Below are 20,364 nucleotides of genomic sequence, written 5' to 3'. Positions count from 1 at the left end.
AATTAAGCTGCAACACAATCTTATAGGGGTCTCCCGAGAAAATGTTGACACATACGGGCTAAAGGCATGGAAGAATCAGCAATTCATGGTATAATAAACTGTAATTTTATGTCTTTGGAAGGGCCCCTGTGGGCACCTTCGTATGCTGCCAAGCAGCGCCTTATATGAAAGGAACGCCTATGAACATCCTCAGTGAGGCAAAGGCGGAATTTGCGGAAACGGTCCGTCTGCGCCGTCATTTTCATGAATATCCGGAACTGAGCAATGAAGAAGAAAAGACCATTGCCTTCCTTGAATCGTATCTCAAGGGCCTTGGCCTTGAAACCGTGAATGTCCCTGACGGGGGCCTTCTTGCCATCCTTGACAGCGGGAAAAAGGGGAGGACCCTCCTCATGCGCAGTGATACAGATGCCCTTCCCATCAAGGAAAGCGAGAAAAACCTGAAAGAATCCAAAGCCTGCATTTCCAAGGTCCCCGGCGTCAGCCACGCCTGCGGGCACGACGGCCATATGGCCATGACCCTTACGGCGGCGCGCATCCTTGCCGCCCACAAGGATGAATTTGCTGGCAAGATTGTCTTTTGTTTTGAACGCGGTGAGGAAACAAGCGGAGACATCAAGAACCTCCTGCCCTACATCGTCCATGACCTGAAGCTTCCCATCGATGGCTGCTATGCGACCCACGTGCGCTGGGACATGCCTTCTGGAACCGTGTCGCTTTGTCCCGGTCCTGTCATGAGTGGCGGCTGCGCTTTTGTTGTCGAGCTTTCCGGTCAGTTTGGCCACGGGGCCCGGCCTGATCTTGCCCGGAGCCCGATCGACTGTTTCCACGCCATCTACAGTGAACTTTCAAGCTTTCGGATGCGCCGTGTCGACCCCTTTGAATGCCTGACCATTTCTTTGGGCTTTGTCCACAGTGGTGACCAGTACAATGTCATTCCCGGTACCCTCACTTTTGGTGGTACGGCTCGTTTCTTCAGCTATGACAAGGCAGGGGCCCTGTTTGAGGCCTATCTCAAAAAGACATTGGATCATCTTACGGCCCTTTATCAATGCTCCTACAAAATCACCCATATGCCCAAAGCCCTTTATGAGGTGCGCAACAATGAAACCTGTGCGGCGCTGGGACGAAAGGCCCTTGTGCGGGACCTTGGAAAAGACGCTGTTGTTGACGCGGCGCCTTGGATGGCCTCTGAAAGTTTCGCCCTTTTCCAAAAGCTCTATCCTGGGGTCCTTTCCTTCACGGGCATTCAAAACACGAACCTTGGATGCGGGGCCAACCACCACACGCCGGAATTTGATATGGACGAAAGGGGCCTCATGATGGGCTCTGCCATGGCCGTCAGTTATGCCTTGGCCTTCCTTGCTTATGAAGGGGACATCCCCTTTAAAAAGACGGATGAACCGGTTGAAGAACTGGTCGAACGGAATATTTAACCAATCCAGAACCTTGAGGAGGCGAAACCCTTGGAATCCCATGTCCTAGATCTCATCCATACCATTACCTTCCTGGATGTCATCGATATCTTGGTGGTTGCTTATTTCCTCAATAAGCTCTACCAAATGCTGAAAAACACACGGGCAGCGTCCCTTGTCAAAGGCCTTTTGATGCTGCTTTTGGTCATGCTCGTCAGCAAATGGCTGAATCTGTATGTAATCAACTGGCTCCTTGAAAAATTCATGACCATCGTCATGTTTGCCCTACCCATTGTTTTCCAGCCTGAACTGCGCCGTGCCCTTGAACAGATCGGCCGGGGCAAACTGTTCCGCCGCAGCACAGTCCTTAACGAGATGCAGGTTGAAAATATGCTTGAAGCGGTTGCTTTGACAGCAGATGATCTGTCCCGCAACAAGATTGGGGCCTTGATTGTCTTTGAACGGGAAACGGGCCTTGATGACTATATCGAAACAGGCGTCCGCATCGACGGCCTGATCAGTACCGCCCTATTTGAAAACATCTTTATTCCGAATACACCGCTCCATGACGGAGCCGTCATTGTCCGCGGCGACCGCATTGCTGCCGCAAGCTGCCTGCTGCCCTTGACGGAAGCCAGGAACCTCAGCCAGGAGCTGGGGACGCGGCACCGTGCGGCCATTGGTCTATCGGAACAGACCGATGCCCTGATCCTTGTCGTAAGTGAAGAGACCGGAGCCATTTCCCTTGCCCGCGGCGGCGCGCTCCAGCGCTATTTGACCCACCGTGACGTGAAGGACCTTCTGCGCCCTGTCATGAAGGAACCTATGCTCAACTGGAAAGATTCCATCAAGGCAAAGCTCCTGAGCCTCAAGGATCGCAGCAAAGGAGGCGATGATGATGCTAAGCAGTAAACACCCAACAAGAAATTCGTGGCTGGCCCGGATCATGTGCGTCATCGTTGCGTCCATCCTTTGGGTCTATGTCATGAATGAACAGAATCCAATCACCACCCGCAGCTTTACCGTACCCCTGCAGACCGTGCATCTCCAGGACGACATGCTCGTGAAGGACCTGCCTGAAACGGTCAACGTGCGCGTAAGCGGGACACGGAGCCAGATTGCGGCGCTTCGCACAGCGGATGTGAAGGCCTTTATTGATTTTGAGGGGGCCAGCAAAGGACGCAATACCTATCGCGTTACGGCCCAAACCAAGAACGGCGAAGTCATCGAGATTACACCGAGTTTGCTCCAGCTTGAAATCGATACACAGGTTTCAAAAGAGATGAAATTGGAAGCGCGCATTGTGGGCGTACCCCATAGCGGCATCACCGTAAGCCGGATGGATCTCAATCCCCTGCAGGTGAAGATCAGCGGGGCGGAAGAGCGCATCAATCAAGTGGCCAAGGTCCTTGTCATGGTCGATATCTCAAACCATGATAAGAACTTTGAAACAGATGCGACCGCCGTGGCTGTTGACCAGTTGGGCCGCGAAATGTACGATGTCAAGGTAACGCCCAGCAAGGTTTCGACAACGGTCACTATCGTGCGTCAGCTTGGGACCAACGACTTTCCCATCAAAGCCGACCTATCGGGCAAACTGCCAAGCGGCATCTCGCTGGTCGGAACAAAGATCACGCCCCAGACTGTGCGCCTGACGGCCGATCCCAAGGTCCTGGGTGAACTGAAGGAAATCAAGACGGCCCCCATTGTCCTTGATAACATTACAAGCAATGTGGAACTCAATATGCCCCTCCAGATTCCTGACAAGGTCCTTGCCGATACGCATAACGTCATTGTTGAAATTACTGTGAAAAACGAAAAGGACCAGTAAACCATGCTCTTTAGAATGAATAATCTCCGCGTTGGTCTTGAAGGCCGCCATACCCTGCAGGAAGCAGCGGCACGGCACCTTGGGATCAATCCCCAAAAGATCCGCAGCGTAACCCTCCTTAAAAAGGCCATCGATGCCCGGCGCAGGAAGAATATTACCTTTGTCTATCATTTGCTCCTTGATCTGGAACTCACCTGTGGGGAACGCAGCCGTCTTGAAAAAAAGCAGCTCATCCTGCCCTATAAAAAGGTACAGCTCCCAAAACCCCAAATCGGAAGCGAAACGCTGCATGGGCGTCCCTTGGTAGTGGGACTGGGACCTGCCGGACTGATGGCAGCCCTCGAACTTGCGGAAAACGGCTATCGTCCCCTTGTGGTGGAGCGGGGACGGGATCTTGCCCACCGCGTAAAAGATGTGGAAACGTTTTGGAAAACAGGAAAACTTGACCCTGTCAGCAATGTCCAGTTTGGCGCTGGAGGGGCGGGCACCTTTTCCGATGGCAAACTTACGACGCGGGTCAATGACCCCATTGTGGGCCATATCCTTGAAACCTTTGTTGCTGCCGGGGCTCCCAAAGAAATCCTTTATGAACAAAAGCCCCATGTTGGGACGGACCGTCTCCGCATCATGGTCACGGGCCTAATCCACCGCATCAAAAAAGCGGGTGGGGAGATCCGTTATGAAACACAGGTGACGGATTTTCATCTGGACCCGGAAAAGGGACTCCTGGCCGTTACCCTAAACGGCCAGGAGCGTATTGAGACAAATGGCGTCATCCTTTGCTGCGGCCACAGTGCCCGCGATACGTATGAAGTCCTTTATTCCCGCGGCGTCCATATGGAAGCCAAGGCGTTTGCTGTCGGCGTGCGCATTGAACACAGCCAAGACCTCATCAACAAAGCTCAATACGGGCCGTTTGCTGCGCATCCGAAGCTGGGGGCTGCCGACTATGCCCTTATCTATCATGATGCGTCCGGTCGGGCTGTATATTCCTTCTGCATGTGCCCTGGCGGTGAAGTCGTTGCCTCCAGCTCTGAAATAGGCGGTCTTGTCGTAAATGGCATGAGTCCTTACAAAAGGGATACGGGCCGGGCCAACAGTGCCCTTGTTGTTGCTGTGACGCCGAACGATTTTCCCGAAGGCCCCTTGGGGGGGATGGCTTTTCAGCGCCGTTATGAAGCCCTTGCCTACAAAGCTGCCGGCGCTTACCGGGCTCCTGCCCAGTCAAGCCGCAGCTTTGTGGAGCATACGGTACCGGACTTATCCGTTCCCTTTAAGACAACCTATCGGCGCGGCCTTGTTCCCTACGATTTGAGAAAGGTCCTGCCCGACTTTGTTACCGGCCCCTTGGAAAACGGGCTCCTTGATTTTGAGCGCCGTCTGCCCGGTTTCAGCCGGGAAGGCCTTATGATAGGCGTGGAAACAAGAACCAGCGCGCCCCTGCGTATTGTCCGCGGAGAAGATGGACAGTCCCTGAACTGCCGCGGCCTTTACCCTTGCGGTGAAGGCGCGGGCTACGCAGGCGGCATTACGAGCGCTGCTATGGACGGATTCCATGAGGCACGGCATTTTATGGCACGATTTGCGCCAACTGTGGTATAATTCTGTATGCATACAATTCTGTACAGGTAAAAAGGAGAGTTCATCCATGGAAAACATGACGATTGTAACGGGTCATAAGAACCCTGATACGGATTCCATCTGCTGCGCTTTGACCTATACCTATGTCAAGCAGCAGCTCGGTGTACCGGCTGTTGCTTGCCGGGCTGGCAAAGTCAGCAAGGAAACCCAATATGTACTTGATGCCTTCAAGATGGAAGCACCGCAGCTCATCGAAAAAGTCGAACCGGGCCAAAAGCTGATTCTCGTCGACCATAACGAAGAATCCCAAGCCGTAGACGGTCTTGCCGATGCGGACCTAAAAGAAGTCATCGACCACCATCGCTTGGGCGGCCTGAAGACGGCAGCCCCCCTTTATATGCGTGTTGAACCGCTGGGCTGCTGCTCTACCATCATTGCCAAACTGGCCAAGGAAAATGGCGTTTCCCTGCCGCCGCAGTATGCAGGCCTGCTCTTTTCTGCCATTAGCTCCGATACGCTCTTTTTCAAATCTCCGACAACAACGGAAACAGACCGCAAGATTGGTCTGGAACTTGCTGAAATCGCCGGTATCAAGGATCCCAAAGCTTATGCCCTTGATATGCTGCAGCATGGTTCTGCCATCAACAGCAGCACGCCTGATGAAATTTGCCACGGCGATATGAAGGAATTTGACTTCCCGCAAGGCAAGGTCACTGTTGCCCAGGTGAACGTCATGGATGGCGAAAAAGCCAAAGAAAAATGGCCCGCACTCAAGGCTGCTTTGGAAAAAATGGTTGCTTCCGGTGAATCCGACACGAGCCTTCTTATGGTTACGGATATCATGACGGAAGTGACGGAACTTCTTTGGGCCGGTAAGAACGGTGATGTACTGGAAAAAGCCTTCGGCAAACCTGAAGCTGATGGTCACTTCCATATGCCGGACGTCCTGTCCCGCAAAAAGCAGATTGTTCCGCCCCTGACGGACGCCTTCAGAAAATAAGACATGTACGAGAGACCGTGAAAAAATGAGTGCTTCATTTTCTTCATGGCCTCTCTTTTTTCGTCCCTGATTCAATAAAAACAAGCAATGATCCAGGAGGCTTCTATGCAAAAAATTTCCTTTCTGTTAGGACTCGTACTCCTCACCTTTGGCATGGGGTTGGGAAGCTGCGCCTCCCCTAAAGAAGAGCCCCCAGCAAAGACCCAAACAGCGCCTGCCTTGACGCATCCCATCAGTATGGTTTGGCAGCATAAGGATGAACCCGGTGTGGATCTTTCGTCGCTGCCCAAGGTCCCCGGTCTTACCGTTGTTTCGCCGTGTTGGTACCGTGTAATGGGAGAATTTGGAAAGGTGGAAGGCACGGCCGTTCCAGGGTATACGGAACGGGCCCACGCAAAAGGGTATCAAGTCTGGCCCCTTGTTACCAATTCCTTTGATCCGGCCCTTACCCATAAATTCCTCCAAGATCCTCATGCCCAGCGCTTTATCATTGACCAGCTCCTTAAGGAAGCTGAAGAGCACGGTTTTGACGGGATCAATATTGACTTTGAGAACATCTATGAAAAAGACCGTGACGCTCTCACAAGCTTCATGGCCTATCTGCGCCGTCAATCCCAAAAGCAGGGACTGATCCTCAGTATGGATGTCACAGCCCCCAGCAGCAATCCTAACTGGTCCCGCTGCTACGACCGGAAGGCACTGGCGGGCAACGTGGATTATCTTGTCCTCATGACGTATGATCAATTCTCCCGGCTGAGTAAAGTGCCAGGACCGACAGCTTCTTTTAATTGGGATGAAAAGAAGGTCCAGGAGACCCTTGCTCAGGGTGTTCCCGCGGAAAAACTCCTATTTGGACTCCCGCTTTATATGCGGTTATGGGAGGCTCCGGAAGGGACCAAGGAGTACCGGGCACGGACCCTTAGCATGTGGCAGGCTCAGCAGCTCATTCATGATAAAAAGCTCCTTCCGACCTTTCAGAAGACCTGGCTCCCGGAAGAAAAGATGACCCGTATTTCCTATACGGAAGGAGGCAGGGACTATGTTTTTTGGCAGGAAGATGCCCTGAGTCTCTACTATAAGTCCCGTCTGGCCGTGCAGTATCAGCTGGCAGGAACGGCAGCCTGGCGATATGGTTTTGAAACACCCGATGTCTGGCATCTCCTTGAAATCAGTCAGAAAAATGGGGCCCGCGCCTCCCAACAATGATGTTCTTTTCTTATTTTTATAATAATAATCATAAAATAATTCTTACTTGATTTATAGGCTATGAGCCCGTATAATGTATAAGGAACCCAAAGAAACAATCAAAGACCACTATATCTTGTGGTCTTTCTTACTTTTAGGAACAAGAAAGGAAGCCACCTATGGACATCATGATCCGCAAACGGGACGGGCATTTTGAACCCCTTTCCGTAGAAAAGACCAAGCGTATGATTGCTTTTGCCTGTCTGGGGCTTGATTCATGCGATCCCATGGAGCTCGAAATGGACTCCAAGCTTCAGTTTGTCGATGGCATGACCACGAAACAGATCCAGCAGACCTTGATTCGCACGGCCATTGAAAAAGTCATTCCCTCCCGTCATGAAGGGGGTGGGGTACCCCTTCAGGAGATGAATCCAGATTGGCAGTTTGTGGCTGCCCGCCTGTTCCTCTTTGACCTCTATAAAGAGGCTGCCATCCAGCGCCGTTACAAGGCCTTTGGTTATGGGAACTTCTCCAGTCTCGTTCATATGCTGGTCGAGAAGAAGAAATATGCTGATTTTTTTGTGACAGACTATACGGAAGATGAGCTCCAGGAATTGGGAGACTATATCAAACCGAAACGAGACTACCTATTTAACTATGAAGGAATCAAGCTCCTGGCAGACCGTTATCTTGTACGGGGCTTTGATAAGGAAGTCTATGAACTGCCGCAGGAACGCTTTATGGCCATTGCCATGCATCTGGCCCTCGTTGAAGGTAAAAACAAGGTGGCCTACGCCAAGAAGTTCTATGACCTTATGAGTGAGCTCAAGATGACGACGGCAACGCCGACCCTAGCTAACGCTGGCACGCCGTTTCATCAGCTGTCCAGCTGTTTTGTGGCAGGTGTCGATGATAACCTTTGGTCCATTTATGACGTGAACAGCAAGTTCTCCCGTGTATCCAAGCATGGCGGGGCCCTAGGCATCTATCTGGGGAAGGTCAGGGCCCTCAATAGTGATATCCGGGGCTTCAAGAACTCTTCCGGCGGGGTCATTCCCTGGGTCCGGCTCTATAACGATACGGCCGTTGCCGTTGACCAGCTCGGTAAACGTAAGGGCGGCGCGACGGTGACCCTTGATATTTGGCACAAGGATTTTTATGAATTTGTTGAACTGCGGACCAATAATGGCGATGATCGGCGCAAGGCCCATGATATCTTTCCTTCTATTTCCGTCCCAAACCTTTTCATGGAACGGCTCATCAAGCGTGAAAATTTCACCCTCTTTGATCCGCATGAAGTGAATACCGTCATGGGCTTTGCCTTGGAAGATTTCTACGATACAGCGGAAAATAAAGCCTTTACGGAGCATTACCTTGCCTGTGAAAAAGAGCCCCGTCTCCATGGCATCAGTGTCCCCGCCCTTGAGATGATGAAAAAGATCATGAAAAGTGCCGTTGAAACGGGAACGCCTTTCATCTTTTTCCGGGATACGGTCAATGAAGCCAACCCCAATAAGCACGCGGGGATGATCTATGCATCGAACCTGTGCCATGAAATTGCGCAAAATGTGGGCTTTACGAACCTCAAGGAAGAAATCCTGCAGGCTGATGGGACCATTACGACGGTGACAGCGCCGGGCGATATGGTCACTTGCAACCTGAATTCCATCAACCTTGGGAGGATGGATGAGGATTTCCTGGAAGAACAGATTGCCCTTCAGGTGCGCATGCTCGATAACGTCATTACCATCAACCAGACGCCGGTACCAGAGTCCCGGCTGACTTGTGACAAATACCGTGCCATCGGCCTTGGTACGAGTGGCTACCATCATTATCTTGTAAAACACGGTCTGCGCTGGGAATCAAAAGAGCATATTGCCGCAGCTGATGCCCTGTTCGAAAAGATTGCCTACTATGCCATCAAGGCGTCCATGGAGCTTTCCAAAGAAAAAGGGGCTTACCCTGCCTTCAAAGGTTCTGAATGGGATACAGGTACCTACTTTACCCGCCGCGGCTACACCAGTGAAAAATGGCAGCGCCTTGCCGCCGATGTCCACAAGTACGGTATGCGCAATGGCTATCTCCTTGCTGTGGCACCAACCGGTTCGACGAGCAACATTGCCAATACAACGGCTGGCATCGATCCCATTTTCAAGAAATTCTTCATTGAGGAAAAACAAGGGTCCTTTACACCGAAAACGGCACCGGACCTTGATCCGAAGACTTTCTGGCTTTATAAGGAAGCTCATACCATTGACCAGCAGTGGTCCATTCGTGCCAATGCGGCCCGTCAGCGCCACATCGATCAGGCCCAATCCTTTAATCTTTATATCACGCCCCGCATGAAGGCTTCGGAGATCCTGAACCTTTATATCGAAGCCTACAAACAGGGTATCAAGACCATTTACTATGTGCGGAATCAGTCCCTTGAAATGGATGAATGCACGAGCTGCTCATCCTGACCGTGTGAGAAGGAGTGCGAGATGAAAAAGAAACTCATTTTTAATGAACATGGGCAGCGCGGAACCCAGGCCATGATTGGCGGCAATACGACAAACCTGCGCGAATGGAACCGAATCAAATATGACTGGGCCAATACACTTTACCGGACCATGCTCAATAATTTCTGGATTCCCGAAGAAATTTCCTTAAACGAAGATATCAAGCAGTTCCCATACCTTACGGACAGCGAGCGCCGTGCCTTCGATAAGATCATTTCTTTCCTGAACTTCCTCGACAGCGTCCAGAGCGAAAACCTGCCAAACATAAGCCGTTATATTACGGCACCGGAAGCAGCCTCCCTCCTGAACATTCAGGCTTTCCAGGAGGAAATCCACGCGCAGAGCTATTCTTATATCCTTGATACGGTGACAAACCCCATTACGCGGGATAAGATTTATGATGAATGGCGCACGGATTCGACCCTTTTGGAACGGAATCGGTTCATTGCCGATGCCTACCAGCGATTCAGCGATGATCCGAGCGAAGGCAATTTCCTTCATACCATCGTGGCAAACTATATCCTTGAAGGCATTTATTTCTACTCAGGCTTTAGTTTCTTTTATACCTTGGCCCGCCAGGGGAAAATGACCGCAACGAGCACCATCTTCAAATACATCAACCGCGACGAAGTGACGCACCTGATCCTCTTCCAAAATATTCTCCGCGAACTGCGTCATGAACGGCCCGATCTTTTTACACAGGAGCAGGATGCCCATATTGCTGACATGATCCGTCAGGGTGCGGAAAATGAAATCAAATGGGGGCAGTATATTACGGATGATAAGATTTTGGGACTCAATAACGGCCTTATCGAAAAGTACATCAAGTATTTAGCCAACATCCGCCTTGAAGCCATTGGGCTTGCGCCCCTTTATCCGGAAATCAGTCAAAATCCCATGGAATGGATTGAAAGCTTCTCCAATCTCAATGGAACGAAAACGGACTTTTTTGAAGCAAAAGTTACGAACTACACGAAAGCCGCCGCTTTTGACTTTGACGATTTGGTGTAATACAAAAATCCGTTGTGCCAAAAGGTGCAACGGTTTTTTGTCGTTTCTTGAATCAAGGGATGATTGTAGGGAATGCACAGCTCAAATCCATTGCATGAATGGACGGCACCTGTTACAATAAATGCAGTATATAGGACAGAAAAAGCAAAGGAGGCCTCGCTGTGTCCGTAATCATTGCAGAAGAACTGAGAGCTGGATACATCCTCGGTGATCCAGATAATGACCAATATCTATATATGCCGGGCAGTGAGATTGGCGTAGACGACCCTATGTGCATTTTTGAGGACAAGGATTTCAAAACTGATGTGCATCTCAAGGAAGCCGTGGAGATTGCCAAGAAACTGACATTGAAACGGGTCCATCACCCCCTTATGGGTGATCGGTCCTATTGATGAATCGAAGTAGGAATGGAGCAAAATAATGGAAAAGGAAATTTTCAGCATTGATGTTGGAAGAGCGGCCCTGCGCATGGCCATGTCGGAAACAAGGGAAGATGAGGACCGCTTGAAAGCAAATTACGCCAAGGAAGGATTCCGTACAGCTGCCGTTAATTTTGGCGGTGAATTTTTGCCAAGTGTGACCAAGATTGTGGAACGCGCCATGGTGGCAGCCGAACGGCAGCATATCGTCACTGATAGCCATGTCGGCGCGGGCACGGTGGCAGGCGCTGCCCATGAAGCCCTAAGTCAGGTCATTGCCAAAGCATCGGGCTTCAACGTTGGCGGCAAGGTAGGCATTGCCCGCTATGGAGAGCATGTCTGCGTCGCCATCTTCATGAGCGTTGGTGTCCTGAATCTCAATGAAATGGCCGTTGGCCTTGCCCATCGGACCCTTGCTGGCGTGGACTGAACTTTTGTCTTTAATTTTCAACAACGAACGAAGGGAGACTCGTGCAAATTTGTTCGAGTCTCTCTTCGTTCGTTTTGCTAGTCGTAATAATTTATGATTCATGATATTATTAGACTTAATGAGACCCATATAGTTATATGATTTTTATTTTTTAGGAGGGGCTAACGGTGCAAATTGAGTCAATTCCAAGCGCTGGCTTGCTGCTTCAGTCTTTGCGATCAGTAGGATATACAGAGGAAACTGCGATTGCAGATATTCTTGATAATTCAATTTCTGCACAAGCCAAAACCATAAAAATAAAATTTGACTGGGATAAACAAACCATATCAATCGTTGATGATGGATTCGGAATGGAAGAAAAAGAGCTGTATGAAAATATGAAGATTGGTTCAGCGGATCCTAATCAAACTCGATCAGAAGATGATTTGGGACGGTTTGGAATGGGAATGAAGACAGCGGCATTTTCTCTTGGACGCAAAGTTACAGTCGTGACTGCAAAAGATGGAACTGTAAGTAATGCTTCTTGGGACTTGGATAAGGTAGATGAGTTAGGATGGAATCTTATTGTTGATGAAAAAGGACAATATGATTCTTATATTAGTGAATTTTCTAATCATGGTACAGCCGTTATCATAAGTTATTTGGATAATATTGCAATAAACAAGAATAATCCTGAGAAGGCCAAAAAGGACTTTTTTAAAGCAATAAGGAATGTTGAGAATCATTTAGGCCTCGTATTTCATTGCTTCATTCAGGAAGATGGACTCAAAATATTTATTAATGAAACTCTTGTTAAGGCGTGGAATCCCTTTGTAACGGATAATCCGGCTACTCAGGAACTTGCTATTGATGAACTGTGGGACCCTTATCATACTTATATACAGCCTTATGTTTTGCCTCATAAAACAAAATTTAAAAGTCCTGAAGAATATGATAGAGCAGCAGGTTTTAAAAAATGGTCCAGACATCAGGGTATTTATTTGTATCGAAACCGTAGACTTATTATTTATGGTGATTGGTTTGATATAGTTCGAAAGGAACCGGCATATAATCTTGCTCGTATTAGAATTGATATTTCTTCAGATGCCGACGTTGATTGGAAAATTGATATAAAGAAATCCCACGCTGCTATTCCATCATATTTGCGTGATCGAGTAGAACGAGCTGTTCAGGACTGTGTGCAACGTTCTACGAAAGTCTTTAACTCACGTGGCGCTTATACAAGTGCGCCTTCTTCTCCTACTCTTGATTATGTATGGGAACAAACAAAAATCAATGGGAATTATATGTTTAGAATTAATAAGAAGCATCCTTTGTTGCGTAGATTACAGTCTCAACTTAATCAAGAGGGTAATAAGGAACTTAAGACTTACTTGGCTTTGATTGAAAATTTTGCTCCCCATATGAAATCGGGTTTGGCTGACACGATGAGCTCAGCAAAGAAAAAATTGGATTCAGCACAGGAACCAAAAAATCTTGCTGATTTGGATACTTTCGTGAAAGTCTTTAAAGAACAGGGATTTATGGTGGATGAAAGTATAGAGACAGTAAAAATGATGCCTCAATTTTACGATATTCCGGATCTTGAAAAGAGAGTAGGCGAGATATATGATAAATGATTTAAGTGGTTTTGAATCTTCTGATAGATACTTTATTATGGGTGCGATAGAAAGATGTAGGCAATTAATACAGGAAGATAATGAACCCATCAAATCAGCAGTGGAGATATCACTGGAATTATTTAAGTATAATAAAAATATAGACTTGGATTTGGTGAGAAAAATTATCTATATGGAAGTGAGTCAAGTTGGGAGCCCTGACCCAATTATTACCACAGAAGAGGTCAAACAGGAGAAATGGTGGAGTGCCTTTCGAGTAAAAAATAATAATAAGTTAGGCTATTGGATTAGATATTATGATCGACTAATGGCCAAACCCGGCTGGAGCACAATTTCCATTAAAGATTTGGACAATTCAACCGATAAAGTGATGAATGCTATTGCTAATCCGACTCTCAACCAGCCTATTGAGCGACGTGGATTGGTGTATGGGGATGTTCAGTCCGGTAAGACAGCACACTATATTGGCTTAATTAATAAGGCGTATTCTGCTGGGTACAAAATTATCATTGTTTTGACTGGTATGCATAATAGTCTTCGTAGTCAAACTCAATCACGTATTGATGAGGAAGTTTTGAAATCTTACCGTGAAAACTCTAATGAAGAATTTCTCCAATCATTGACAAGCAATGATATAAAAGGGGATTTTAACCGTAGTATGTTGAACGGCTCCTTCCGGCCACCGTTTATCATTGTGACTAAGAAACAAGTTTCCGTTTTGCGTAATATCATTAAGTCTCTTATCAAAAATCCAATAGCAAAAGACGTAGATGGGAAAAAGTTGGTGCCCGCCAAATATCCAGCTCTGATTATTGATGATGAAGCAGATCAGGCTTCTATTAACACTAAGAAAGATGGAGAAGATAGCGATCCTTCAACAATAAATGGAGAAATCAGAAATTTATTGAATCTTTTTGAATGCAAATCTTATGTTGGATATACTGCCACACCTTTTGCTAATATTTTCATTCCACCTCACAGTAAGAATAGTGAGTACGGGCAGGACTTATTCCCTAAAGATTTTATCGCAAAAGCACCACGTCCCTCTCTGTACATTGGAGCACAGGAACTTTTTGGTTTAGAGGACACCGACAACGAAGAAGGGTCACTGCCAGAGGGAATGCCCCTTGTCCGTACTATTAGTGATTCAGATGAAATTTTACCTATTGGTGCCAAGAAAGACGCTATTGTCGGGGAAATACCCGAATCTTTGAAAATCGCATTTAAGAGTTTTCTTCTTTCGATAGCTATAAGAAATTTGCGCGGACAAAGAAACAAACCGAATACAATGCTTGTTCATGTAATTCGTTATGTTAAACAACATCGGACACTTAAGTCTAAACTCAAACAATTAAAGGATAATGTATTTACTTACATTTGTTACGGAGATCCGGAAATCAAAAAAGAGATTCAAGATCTTTATGAAAATGATTTTCTCCCAACATATAATCAAATGATTTCCAATCATGCATACAATAAGTACATGGAAGGTTGTTCAAAAATTCCTTTTCAAGATGCCTGGAATGAAATTGTGAGAATTGCTCAGAATAATGAAATCAGCGTTTTGGAAATAAATGGGCAAAAAAAAGAAGGCTTGATGTACAACAATCGAATAGATGAGCCATTTAATCTTATTGCCATTGGCGGGGACAAACTCTCACGAGGTTTAACATTGGAAGGATTAACAGTTAGCTATTTTACAAGAACGGCCTCAGCCATGGATACCTTAATGCAAATGGGGAGATGGTTCGGTTATAGACGTGGTTATATCGACTTGTGTCGCCTATTTACCACACGGGAGCTATACAATTTATTCCAAGAAGTATCTTTTTCTACGACAAATCTTGCAGAACAATTTGATGATATGAATACGTTGCAATGTACTCCTGAGACTTTTGGCCTAAAAGTGGCAACCAATCCTAATATATTAATCTCTGCAAGAAATAAAGTGAGAACAGGGGAAGAATATAAATCGGATTTTAGTTATACGTTGGCTCAAACACGTTTGATAGATGCATTACCCGAGACTTTGGAAGAGAATTATAGGACTATTGATGACTTCTTATCTTCTTTGGACCCATATTTATTGAAAAAGGATCATGCATATGATCCAAAACGTGATCCGCATTCCTTCCCCAAAGGAAAAAATATATTATGGACAGGTGTCCCTGGAAAGTGCGTAGAAGATTTTTTTAGGAGGTTTAGGACTTCAAAGCAGGCTGTTAAGGTAAGCAGTAGATTGATTGCTGATTATATTTCAGAAATGCTTAACTACGATGGGTTAATCGATTGGACTGTATGTCTGTATCTAACGAGTGGAGAGGCAACATCGGTAATCGCAACCAATTCAAAGTATGGTCCTATTAAAGTACATGGTATCAAACGCAAAGTGAGCCTTAATAAGAATACGTTTCATCCGGATACAAGGGACTTTCATGTTCTTGTTTCCCAAAACGATGAGGAACTCGATTATACACAAGAGGAGATTGTTCGGGCTAAAACCTTACGGGACAAACTCAAAAAGAATTCTATAGGGGATAATCGCGTCATTAATCGTGAAGTGAGACGACAACTTCGAAACTTTTCTCACGGATTCCTTATCCTTTACCCGTTGGAACAAGTCGAAAACGGTATTGAAATTAAAGATGGAACACCGGCATATGGATTCGCGGTTGTATTCCCAGACCGTGGAGAAGTAGGTGTATTACGGTCATATAAATTAAATGAGGTTGCAATGGAGCAGGAAGTATATGAGTAAAACTGCAGAAATTTACAGAGATATTTTTGAAGAACTAAAGATAAAAAAATATGACCCTTGCAATAATATCTATAGAAAAGTGATACTAGACAATGGCGGGAGCATTATCTATTTTGTTACAATCGGGGAACGAATGCGTGGAATTGCAGTTCCTATTTCCAAGATAAAGGGGTTGCCACATATTTCTTGGAAAGGACTTTCAATTGAAGTTGTATCTCTACCGCAGTATTCAGAACCTGAGCAACATTATATAAAACTTCAGCAGACGATTGAAACTGATTCATATATTTTTGAAGTTGTTATTGAAGATATACGACGGAATCTATTCCAATTAAAAGTTACAGATTACCTCTCAGCTCTGCTGGGGTGCTTGAAGCGGTGGGAGGATTTCTTCAAGTTCCGAAAGACTCCTATTTTAAGTAACAGTGCAGTACAAGGTCTTTTTGGTGAACTACTTTTCGTAAAAGATTTGATTATAAATGTTGAGAATGATGCGATAACTCATTGGGTGGGAACCAACAAGGAAACCCATGATTTTTATTTAAATAGTCATGCTGTAGAAGTCAAGACAACCATCAAGCAAGCCCCTTATTTAGCCCATATTAATAGTGAATACCAGCTAGATAGTTCGGAAGTAAAGGGATGCTTATTCCTCAGGTTTTATGCTTTGCGGAAAAGTCAAACTGAAGGAGAAGCAACTTTACCGAGTTTGATAGCTGAAATTCGTAAAATGCTAAAAAATGATGTAGCAAATACCAATCGATTCAATAAAATTCTTAATGACTTTGGGTATTTTGATGCAGCAGAGGATTATTATCAAGAATCTTTTCATATTAGACAAGAACAAACTTTTATTGTAAAAGACGGTTTTCCGAGCATTGTAAAGAAGATGCTTCCTAATGGAATCAGCAATCTTGAATATGATTTGTCGATTTCTTTATGTGAACCATTTGAAGTTAAAAGTTCAATAATGATGGATATTCTGAGAGGGTAGTCATGGATAAAGAAATTTTATCTTATTATGGTGAATTTAATGAAGAAGTAAAACAAGATATGAAGGATAATGAAGGATCTACTTTTAATGAATCCTTTAAAAGAGTATTTTTGTCTTATTTAGGAGAAAAGGATATAGCGGTCCTTGCAGATATGACATTAGTCGATTACAAAAAAGACTCTTTAAATATCCGGATTGATGGTTATACATATAGCGAATATTTTCATAGCCTTACCTTGCTGGTGACTGATCCTAACACAAGTGCGACACCAAGTAATCTTGTTAAAAAAGATATTGATAAATATTTAAAACGAGGACTTAATTTTTTGAAAAAATGCGTTAAGAATGATGACTATTTTAATAGCATCGAGCCAACCAGTGATGGATATATTGCCTATAATGCGATAAAAGAAGTAGAAGATAACGTAGAGTCTATAAATATAATTCTACTAACCAATAATATCGCTAGACAATATGTGCCGGATGACGTGAAGGTGAAAAAAATTACGGTAAAGTTCGATGTGTATGATTTTGAACGACTTTATCACGTCATTATGGAGGATAATTCGGATTACAAGCCTTTGATTATTAGACTAAAAAATAAATATGGTAAGTCTTTGCAGATGATTAAGGCAGAAGGAAGTAATCCAACATATGACTGCTATGTAGGAATTATTCCTGGGGAGCTACTTGCTCGGATTTATAGCGATGAAGGACAGGATTTAATTCAAAAAAATGTGCGGTCATATCTACAAGCTCGAGGAAAAGTCAATCGGGGAATTAAAAATACACTTGCGAAAGAGCCTGAAATGTTTATGGCGTATAATAATGGAATTTCGACAATTGCAGATTCTGTAGAGCTAGAGTCATTTGATTCGAATAATCAGGTTGTTAGTATCAAAGAAATTACGGGCTGGCAGATTGTTAATGGCGGACAAACTACAGCTTCTATTTATAATGCATTTCAAAACAAGCATCCTCTCGATAAAGTAAGTGTTCAATTAAAATTATCAGTTATCAAATCTCAGGATAAGGCATCCGAAATTGCAGCTAATATTTCCAAGTATGCGAACAGTCAAAACAAAATCAACATGTCTGACTTTAATGCAAATGATGATTATCATATTGAGATGGAGAGAATTTCTCGACGAACTTATATTCCAACGGAAAAAGGAAAACCGACGGAACAATGGTTCTATGAGAGGGCAAGAGGTCAGTATTTGACTGAAATCAATAGACAGCCAACAGTAAGGACTAAAAGGGCCTTTAAAGAAAGAATTCCTAGTAGTAGATGTATTTCTAAAACTGTGGCAGCAAAGTGTCTGATGGATTTTATGGGGTATCCTCATTATGTAAGCAAAGGCCTTGAAAGTAACTTTGTTACGTTTTCTGGCATGATAAAAAAAGGTACAATTCCTGAACCGTCGCCGGAATCTTTTAAAGATCTGATTTCTAAAGTAATTTTATTTAAGGAATGCGATAAAATTGTAGCTTCCCAAAATTTTGGCGGTTATAAAGCGCAAATTAATAATTACGTAGTTGCATTAATTGGAAAATATTATTCGGACCTTTTTGATAGTAAAAAAATTTGGGAAATACAGAATATTACTCCTGAACTTGCGAATATAATTGAAGAGTTAGCATATAAGGTTTGGACACATTTTGAGAATCCTACCATAAAGGGAGTTAATATTTCTCAATGGTGTAAGAAAGAGGAATGTTGGACTTTATTACAATCTAGGTTTGAAAAAAATGAATTGTAAAGAATGGGATGAAATGAATAAATTTAAGGTTGTTGATCTATTTGCAGGTGCGGGAGGCTTAAGCTTAGGTTTTCTACAAACAAATAAATTTGAAATCAAAGCTGCTGTAGAAAAAAACAAGGCCGCGCAAACTACTTATAAAAACAACATAAGAAATGCGGATATTTATGAAGACATTAAAGATGTTGATTTCAATGAGATGAAAAATAGGTATGGCTCTATTGATGTTGTCATTGGTGGGCCTCCATGTCAAGGCTTTAGCAACGCAAATAGGCAACATAATCAGGCAATCAATTTAAATAACAAGCTGGTAAAGGAATATGTTCGAAGTATTCTACAATTACATCCTAAGGCTTTTGTTATGGAAAATGTCGGCATGTTAAAATCTGAAGTTCATAGATTTTATGTCGAAAAAGAGGAAAAGGATTTGATTTTAGATTATCAAATCCCCGTTAAGGATTCGAAAATTCATCTGCTTAAAAAGCAGTGGTATTTTCCTGATGTTCTGTCAATTTTGAACTTTGAGGAGTCCATTGCAGCAAATTTGTGGGATGAAAAGTTATATCAAGAAATCAACATCTTATATAAAAATAGAAAAAATGAGAAAAAACTGCGGGATGCGTTTGAGAAACATTTCAATCGCTTAAAAAATTTGATTTCTAATAGGCGTATAGCAGAGAACGCTTACATCCGGTCAAAAAATGAAGCATTGTTCAAAGAGTTATTGTATAGTTACGGGAATCTAGATTTAGAACGAATAATAAACAACCTAAGCGAACCAATTGCTATTCAAAAAATGCTTCTACATGCGAAAGAAATTTATTCGAATCATATCGAAGCCAATTTCACACTTGGCGATGGTGAAGTTGTAGCAGAAGTTCGTTCTTGTGCTGTCTATGACTATCTGACTAGAATTTTAGGCGATAATCGTAACGGGTATGCAATTAATCAGGGAATTTTGTCGGCATATGATTTCGGCGTTCCGCAACGACGAAAAAGATTTATTATCATGGGTGTGCGAAAAGAAATCTCAGAAGCAGTTGAATTGCCACAACCATTAGAACTCATCCCACACTATACTGTTTATGATGCAATTGCAGACTTAGAGAATATTTGGCCTTATAGTTCTGTGGAAGAAGATAATGACAATAACGGGAAGCAAATAAGTCCTGATGCATTAAAGGCTGTAGCAAATCTGAAGTCACTTCGTAATGGGGATGGACACATCTATAATCATATCATTCCAGTAACAAGAAAAAATGCTCTGGAACGATTTAAAGCTCTACATCAAGGCCAGAATTTCCATGACTTGGAGGATTCATTGAAAGAAAATACGTACACGTCTGCCTCTAGGACACAAAACACTGTTTATTGCAGACTTAACTATTCTGAGCCATCGGGAACGGTCGTTAACGTAAGAAAATCTATGTGGATTCATCCTGTACTTGATAGGGCAGTTTCTATTCGTGAAGCTGCTAGATTGCAAAGTTTCCCGGATTCATTTCGTTTCTATGGAACGAAGGATTCACAATACCAGCAGGTAGGAAATGCCGTACCACCGATGCTCGCGGAAGCGATTGCAAGAAAATTATTGACGTATCTTGAATAAAGTACGCACGGGAACCGCATTTTCCTTGCACAATTTTGTTGACACACCCTATAAGATGTGGTAAAATGACAAAGTCGCTGATAAGTACGACATGGTGGCTATGGTGAAGCGGTTAACACACCGGATTGTGGCTCCGGCACGCGTGAGTTCGATCCTCACTAGCCACCCCACTTTTTTTGTGCTTATTGGGGCATAGCCAAGTCGGTAAGGCACGGGACTTTGACTCCCGCATGCGTTGGTTCGAGTCC

At 44.6% G+C, this 20,364-nt stretch carries 15 protein-coding genes and 1 tRNA gene; all 16 read left to right on the top strand.

The genetic code is table 11. From position 1 onward, the window contains the following. Positions 1-179: 179 nt before the first annotated feature. The 16 genes from QZQ08_RS07805 (at position 180) to QZQ08_RS07730 (ending at position 20,286) form a co-directional block, all read left to right on the top strand. A complete protein-coding gene (locus QZQ08_RS07805; protein ID WP_296330421.1) occupies positions 180-1,436 on the top strand; it encodes a M20 family metallopeptidase in 1,257 nt (418 codons plus the stop codon). Positions 1,437-1,466: 30 nt separating this feature from the next. Next, entirely contained in the window at positions 1,467-2,327 is an 861-nt protein-coding gene (gene cdaA, locus QZQ08_RS07800) for a diadenylate cyclase CdaA (protein WP_296330417.1), read from the top strand. After that, on the top strand, positions 2,308-3,246 hold the full coding sequence (locus QZQ08_RS07795; protein ID WP_296330415.1) for a YbbR-like domain-containing protein: 939 nt from the start codon (positions 2,308-2,310) through the stop codon (positions 3,244-3,246). The genes cdaA and QZQ08_RS07795 overlap by 20 nt, the downstream gene beginning before the upstream one ends. 3 nt (positions 3,247-3,249) lie before the next feature. Continuing rightward, complete coding sequence (locus tag QZQ08_RS07790) at positions 3,250-4,848, top strand: NAD(P)/FAD-dependent oxidoreductase (RefSeq protein ID WP_296330412.1); 1,599 nt, start codon at positions 3,250-3,252, stop codon at positions 4,846-4,848. Positions 4,849-4,894: 46 nt separating this feature from the next. Then, positions 4,895-5,827, top strand: a complete 933-nt coding sequence (locus tag QZQ08_RS07785; protein WP_296330409.1) for a manganese-dependent inorganic pyrophosphatase — start codon at positions 4,895-4,897, stop codon at positions 5,825-5,827. 105 nt (positions 5,828-5,932) lie between these two features. Continuing rightward, positions 5,933-7,033 carry a glycosyl hydrolase family 18 protein gene (locus tag QZQ08_RS07780; protein WP_296330406.1) on the top strand — a complete coding sequence of 367 codons (1,101 nt, stop codon included), beginning with the start codon at positions 5,933-5,935 and terminating at the stop codon, positions 7,031-7,033. A gap of 158 nt (positions 7,034-7,191) precedes the next feature. After that, positions 7,192-9,474 (top strand): ribonucleoside-diphosphate reductase subunit alpha, encoded by a 2,283-nt coding sequence (locus QZQ08_RS07775; protein WP_296330403.1) that lies wholly within the window; start codon positions 7,192-7,194, stop codon positions 9,472-9,474. A 21-nt stretch (positions 9,475-9,495) separates the two neighbouring features. Next, the gene (locus tag QZQ08_RS07770; RefSeq protein ID WP_296330400.1) at positions 9,496-10,524 is read left to right on the top strand and encodes a ribonucleotide-diphosphate reductase subunit beta; all 1,029 of its coding nucleotides are present in this window, start codon (positions 9,496-9,498) and stop codon (positions 10,522-10,524) included. A gap of 161 nt (positions 10,525-10,685) precedes the next feature. Then, positions 10,686-10,916, top strand: a complete 231-nt coding sequence (locus QZQ08_RS07765) for a hypothetical protein (protein ID WP_009014629.1) — start codon at positions 10,686-10,688, stop codon at positions 10,914-10,916. A gap of 28 nt (positions 10,917-10,944) precedes the next feature. After that, positions 10,945-11,373, top strand: coding sequence for a HutP family protein (locus tag QZQ08_RS07760; RefSeq protein ID WP_296330394.1), 429 nt, complete (start codon positions 10,945-10,947; stop codon positions 11,371-11,373). Positions 11,374-11,540: 167 nt separating this feature from the next. Continuing rightward, on the top strand, positions 11,541-12,992 hold the full coding sequence (locus QZQ08_RS07755; protein ID WP_296330391.1) for an ATP-binding protein: 1,452 nt from the start codon (positions 11,541-11,543) through the stop codon (positions 12,990-12,992). Then, positions 12,982-15,750 carry a Z1 domain-containing protein gene (locus QZQ08_RS07750; RefSeq protein WP_296330389.1) on the top strand — a complete coding sequence of 923 codons (2,769 nt, stop codon included), beginning with the start codon at positions 12,982-12,984 and terminating at the stop codon, positions 15,748-15,750. The genes QZQ08_RS07755 and QZQ08_RS07750 overlap by 11 nt, the downstream gene beginning before the upstream one ends. Next, positions 15,743-16,744: a PD-(D/E)XK motif protein gene (locus QZQ08_RS07745; RefSeq protein ID WP_296330386.1), complete on the top strand. Its 1,002-nt coding sequence runs from the start codon at positions 15,743-15,745 to the stop codon at positions 16,742-16,744. The genes QZQ08_RS07750 and QZQ08_RS07745 overlap by 8 nt, the downstream gene beginning before the upstream one ends. Before the next feature lie 2 nt (positions 16,745-16,746). Continuing rightward, positions 16,747-18,507, top strand: coding sequence for an AIPR family protein (locus QZQ08_RS07740; protein ID WP_296330383.1), 1,761 nt, complete (start codon positions 16,747-16,749; stop codon positions 18,505-18,507). A 13-nt stretch (positions 18,508-18,520) separates the two neighbouring features. Beyond that, positions 18,521-20,116: a DNA cytosine methyltransferase gene (locus QZQ08_RS07735; RefSeq protein WP_296330381.1), complete on the top strand. Its 1,596-nt coding sequence runs from the start codon at positions 18,521-18,523 to the stop codon at positions 20,114-20,116. Between the two features lie 94 nt (positions 20,117-20,210). Then, positions 20,211-20,286 (top strand) — tRNA-His (locus tag QZQ08_RS07730). The last annotated feature ends 78 nt before the right edge of the window (positions 20,287-20,364 follow it).

Origin of the sequence: uncultured Acidaminococcus sp. (genome assembly GCA_900538365.1) — a bacterium.
Lineage (GTDB): Bacteria > Bacillota > Negativicutes > Acidaminococcales > Acidaminococcaceae > Acidaminococcus.
Note: the sequence above shows the minus strand (reverse complement) of the source record. Positions and strands in the feature narration are given on the sequence as shown.

Bases quoted from the DNA above. Each gene is read 5' to 3' on its own strand.
- QZQ08_RS07805 (WP_296330421.1), top strand. From the start codon at position 180: ATGAACATCCTCAGTGAGGCAAAGGCGGAATTTGCGGAAACGGTCCGT.
- QZQ08_RS07795 (WP_296330415.1), top strand. From the start codon at position 2,308: ATGATGATGCTAAGCAGTAAACACCCAACAAGAAATTCGTGGCTGGCC.
- QZQ08_RS07790 (WP_296330412.1), top strand. From the start codon at position 3,250: ATGCTCTTTAGAATGAATAATCTCCGCGTTGGTCTTGAAGGCCGCCAT.
- QZQ08_RS07785 (WP_296330409.1), top strand. From the start codon at position 4,895: ATGGAAAACATGACGATTGTAACGGGTCATAAGAACCCTGATACGGAT.
- QZQ08_RS07780 (WP_296330406.1), top strand. From the start codon at position 5,933: ATGCAAAAAATTTCCTTTCTGTTAGGACTCGTACTCCTCACCTTTGGC.
- QZQ08_RS07775 (WP_296330403.1), top strand. From the start codon at position 7,192: ATGGACATCATGATCCGCAAACGGGACGGGCATTTTGAACCCCTTTCC.
- QZQ08_RS07770 (WP_296330400.1), top strand. From the start codon at position 9,496: ATGAAAAAGAAACTCATTTTTAATGAACATGGGCAGCGCGGAACCCAG.
- QZQ08_RS07760 (WP_296330394.1), top strand. From the start codon at position 10,945: ATGGAAAAGGAAATTTTCAGCATTGATGTTGGAAGAGCGGCCCTGCGC.
- QZQ08_RS07750 (WP_296330389.1), top strand. From the start codon at position 12,982: ATGATAAATGATTTAAGTGGTTTTGAATCTTCTGATAGATACTTTATT.
- QZQ08_RS07745 (WP_296330386.1), top strand. From the start codon at position 15,743: ATGAGTAAAACTGCAGAAATTTACAGAGATATTTTTGAAGAACTAAAG.
- QZQ08_RS07740 (WP_296330383.1), top strand. From the start codon at position 16,747: ATGGATAAAGAAATTTTATCTTATTATGGTGAATTTAATGAAGAAGTA.
- QZQ08_RS07735 (WP_296330381.1), top strand. From the start codon at position 18,521: ATGAATAAATTTAAGGTTGTTGATCTATTTGCAGGTGCGGGAGGCTTA.